Source organism: uncultured Thiodictyon sp., from assembly GCF_903828115.1.
GTDB lineage: Bacteria > Pseudomonadota > Gammaproteobacteria > Chromatiales > Chromatiaceae > Thiodictyon.
In genome coordinates, this window is sequence record NZ_CAIKKU010000241.1 from 1 (window position 1) to 3,280 (window position 3,280).

The following is a 3,280-nucleotide window of genomic DNA, read 5'->3' on the forward strand; positions in this document are numbered from 1 at the left end:
CCCCGCCGAGGTAGGTGGTGCCGTCCGCCCCGCGCGCGATGGCGTAGACGGTAGCATTCGGGCCATCGACGAGGGCCGCCGCGGCCATCAGCGGCAGGAGGGCCAACAGGGCGAGCAGCCAGCCGCTCAGTCGGCTGCGCTGGGTGGGAGGGAAACCGGTGCTGGGCGTCATGGGATCTCCTGGGATGCGGCGATGGATACTGTGCCGGGAGTGAACGAGGACAGTCTAGCGCCCGAGCCGCGGCGAGCATCGGACTCCGTGATGTAAAATGATGTAAAAAGGCGCCTTTTTTATGAAAGAAAATGACGCTGGACGGGCCTATCTCTGGGGCTGGACTGGGGCTGGCTCGTGATCTTCGACCGCCGGGCGGGCCAGCCGCCGATGGCCGAGCGCACCGCGAGCCGGGAGGCCCGCAGTCCCCAGGGGCGGCGTATTGCGGTGGTGCGCGCCTGACCCCCGCCGCCGTGTCGGTTGCTACAGCGATGCAGCCCCGGCCGGACTTCTGCTGCGGCGTCGGGTCAGGCGCAGCCCGGCCAGACCGATCGCGAGCAGGGCGGGCACCGGCGGCACCGGCACGTCCGTGGCGGCCGCGATGCGCATCTTCTGGGGGGTTTCCTGGCTCGGGGTGGACCAGTTGACCCCGGCGTTGGTCGTTTGCACGAAGGGTGAGGGCAGACCGGTGCCGCCCGCCGCTTCGGCGTAGCGCCATTGGACGTTGCTCGATGCGTCGAGGCTGATCCCCTTGACCACCAGGAAATAATCGGTCAGCGGGCTCAGGGTGAGGCTCAGGCCGGTTTTCGCAAAGGTGCTGCTGACGAGCAGGCTGGCGTCGCCGCTGAAGACATCCGCGACCTTGGTACCCGGTGCGCCGCTCGCCATGTTCCAGATCTCCATGGCAAAGGTGCCGCTCGTCGGCGCCTCACTGAAGAGCGCCGCTGCCACCTCGGTCACCATGACGGCATCGGCCGTCGTGGTGAATCCCTGGGCCGCCCATTGGTCGTTGGTGATCCCGGTCGCGTTGTCGCCGTCCTGGCCGAGGTTATCGAAGAGGCTGGCCGTCGCCAGGGTCGGCCCGGCCCAGGGCAGGGTCAGGGCGAGCAACAGGAGCGCATAGAGGGATGGGCGATGGGTCATGCGGGATTTTCCAGTAGTGGGGGAGTGGGGAATTTGGCCCCCCAATCCGCCGGGATTCAGGATTTTCGGGCGCGGGACGCGGTATGCACCCCGTCCCGAACGGTTGTCTTCAGGCCGGGCCTTGAGCGCCCGGCGTCGGGTCGGGTGCGGCTGGCCATCAACTGCCTGCGCCCAAATACTCCCAGACCAGGCGACGCACCTTGCCCGACAGGGTGAGCGGGTAGCCGTTGGGATAGTTGGCCAGATTGATGACCGTGGCCCCGTCGAGCAGCCGCGAGTTCGCCAGGATGGCGGGGTCGCCCTCCCAGGTCAGCACCACCTGGGTGCCCACCGGATCGGCACGCAGATCCAGTGCCCATTGCCCCGCCTGACCGTCGGCGGGCCGGAAATCGCTCGCATAGTCGCCCTTGCGCGTGCCCCAGGTGGGCCGCGGGAAGGCGAGCGTCACGTAGGGCGAGGCAAAGGGCACCATGGCGCTCAGGTCGGCCGGGTCATAGCCGGTCGCGGCACCGGTCCAGTGCCCGAGCCGGACCTGGGTGTTCCAGCCGCCCTGGGCGTTGCCGGCCTTGAGGCGCACCAGCCACTCGCCGGTGCCCGGGGTCGGCGGGCCGACGGTCGAGACCTCGGCGGGGATCAAGAGTTCGATGGTCTTGTTCGCCCCGCCGGGCAGGACCTTGACCCAGAACGCCTTGAAATACGGCAGGCTGCCCTGGTTGGGCGCGCGGTCGGACCAGGTATCGTAGCCGGTGCCGTTCCACACCCAGACCTGGTTGGACAGGAGGTTGGCGTCCTGCGCCTCGCTCGGTGTCAGGGTGTCGAAGCCGTTGACCCGTACCCGCACCTTCGACCAGTCGACCGCATAGGGGAAGGGATTGCCGATCAGCTTGGTGCCGAGCGGCTGGCCGTTGGCATAGACCTGGGCGACGAAACAGCCGTTGGCCGACTGGCAGCCGGTGACGCCGTTCTCGACCGGGGTGGCGCTGCCGGCGACCGTCAATTGCCCGTCGACCGGGGCCTGGAGGCTCTTGAGCCAATACCCGGCGCCGAGTGCGAGCGGGCTGGTGCCGGCGAGCGTACCGTAGGCGCTGCCGCTGAGGTCACGCTTGTACATCAGCCATTGGCTGCCGTAGCTCGCCGCCGGCAGGTTGGCGGTGGGGCTGGTGCCGAGGGTGCCGGCGACCGTGGGGGCGTCCGGCAGGCACGGCAGGGCGAGCGTTTGCCATTGGCCGGTGGGCAGCGCGATGCCGGAACTGCACGGCAGGGCGTTGAGGAGGCCCAAATTGGCAGTCGGCGAGCCGGTCTGGAGTTCGCCGGTCAGGGTGGTGAAGGTGCCGCCCGCGTAGACGGTATGGCCGCTGACGACCAGGGCGTTGACGGTGCCATCGGCATTGGGGTCCCAGGCGGCCAGACTGCCGGTATCGGCGGTGTCGATCGCCGCCAGATAATTTCGGGGCGTCGCGCTGCCGCCGGGCGGGGTGATGGTGGTGAAGTTGCCGCCCGCGTAGAGGGTGGTCCCGCTCAGGGCCAGGGCTCGGACGGAGTTGCTGGCGGTCGGCGCCCAGGCGGTGAGGCTGCCGGTGTCGGCGGTGTCGATCGCCGCCAGGCGGTTGCGGGTGGTCGCGCTGCCGCCGGGCTGGGTGATGGTGGTGAAGTCGCCGCCCGCGTAGAGGGTGGTCCCGCTCAGGGCCAGGGCAGAGACAGTAGTGTTGGCGGCCGGCGCCCAGGCGGTCAGGCTGCCGGTGTCGGCGGTGTCGATCGCCGCCAGCCGGTTGCGGGTGGTCGCGCTGCCGCCGGGCGGGGTGATGGTGGTGAAGTTGCCGCCCGCATACAGGGTGGTCCCGCTCAGGGCCAGGGCATAGACGATGCCGCTGGCGGCCGGCGCCCAGGCGGTCAGGCGGTCGCTGGCATCGAGCGCCGCGAGCCGGGCGCGGGCCGTGGCGCCGAGGACCCTGAAGCCGCCGCCCACATACAGGGTGGTCCAGCTCAGGGCCAGGGCATTGACGGTGCTGTCGGCGGCCGGCGCCCAGGCGGTGAGGCTGCCGGTGTCGGCGGTGTCGATCGCCGCCAGGCGGTTGCGGGTGGTCGCGCTGCCGCCGGGCGGGGTGATGGTGGTGAAGTCGCCGCCCGCATACAGGGTGGTCCCGC

2 protein-coding genes are annotated in these 3,280 nt (G+C 70.2%); both read right to left on the reverse strand.

The window, feature by feature from the left end:
• Positions 1 to 475 precede the first annotated feature (475 nt).
• Positions 476 to 1,135, reverse strand: a complete 660-nt coding sequence (locus QZY48_RS09060; protein ID WP_295430306.1) for a choice-of-anchor R domain-containing protein — start codon at positions 1,133 to 1,135, stop codon at positions 476 to 478.
• 157 nt (positions 1,136 to 1,292) lie between these two features.
• On the reverse strand, positions 1,293 to 3,280 hold a 1,988-nt coding region (locus tag QZY48_RS09065), incomplete at its 5' end, for a hypothetical protein (RefSeq protein ID WP_295430308.1).

Bases quoted from the DNA above. Each gene is read 5' to 3' on its own strand.
- QZY48_RS09060 (WP_295430306.1), bottom strand. From the start codon at position 1,135: ATGACCCATCGCCCATCCCTCTATGCGCTCCTGTTGCTCGCCCTGACC.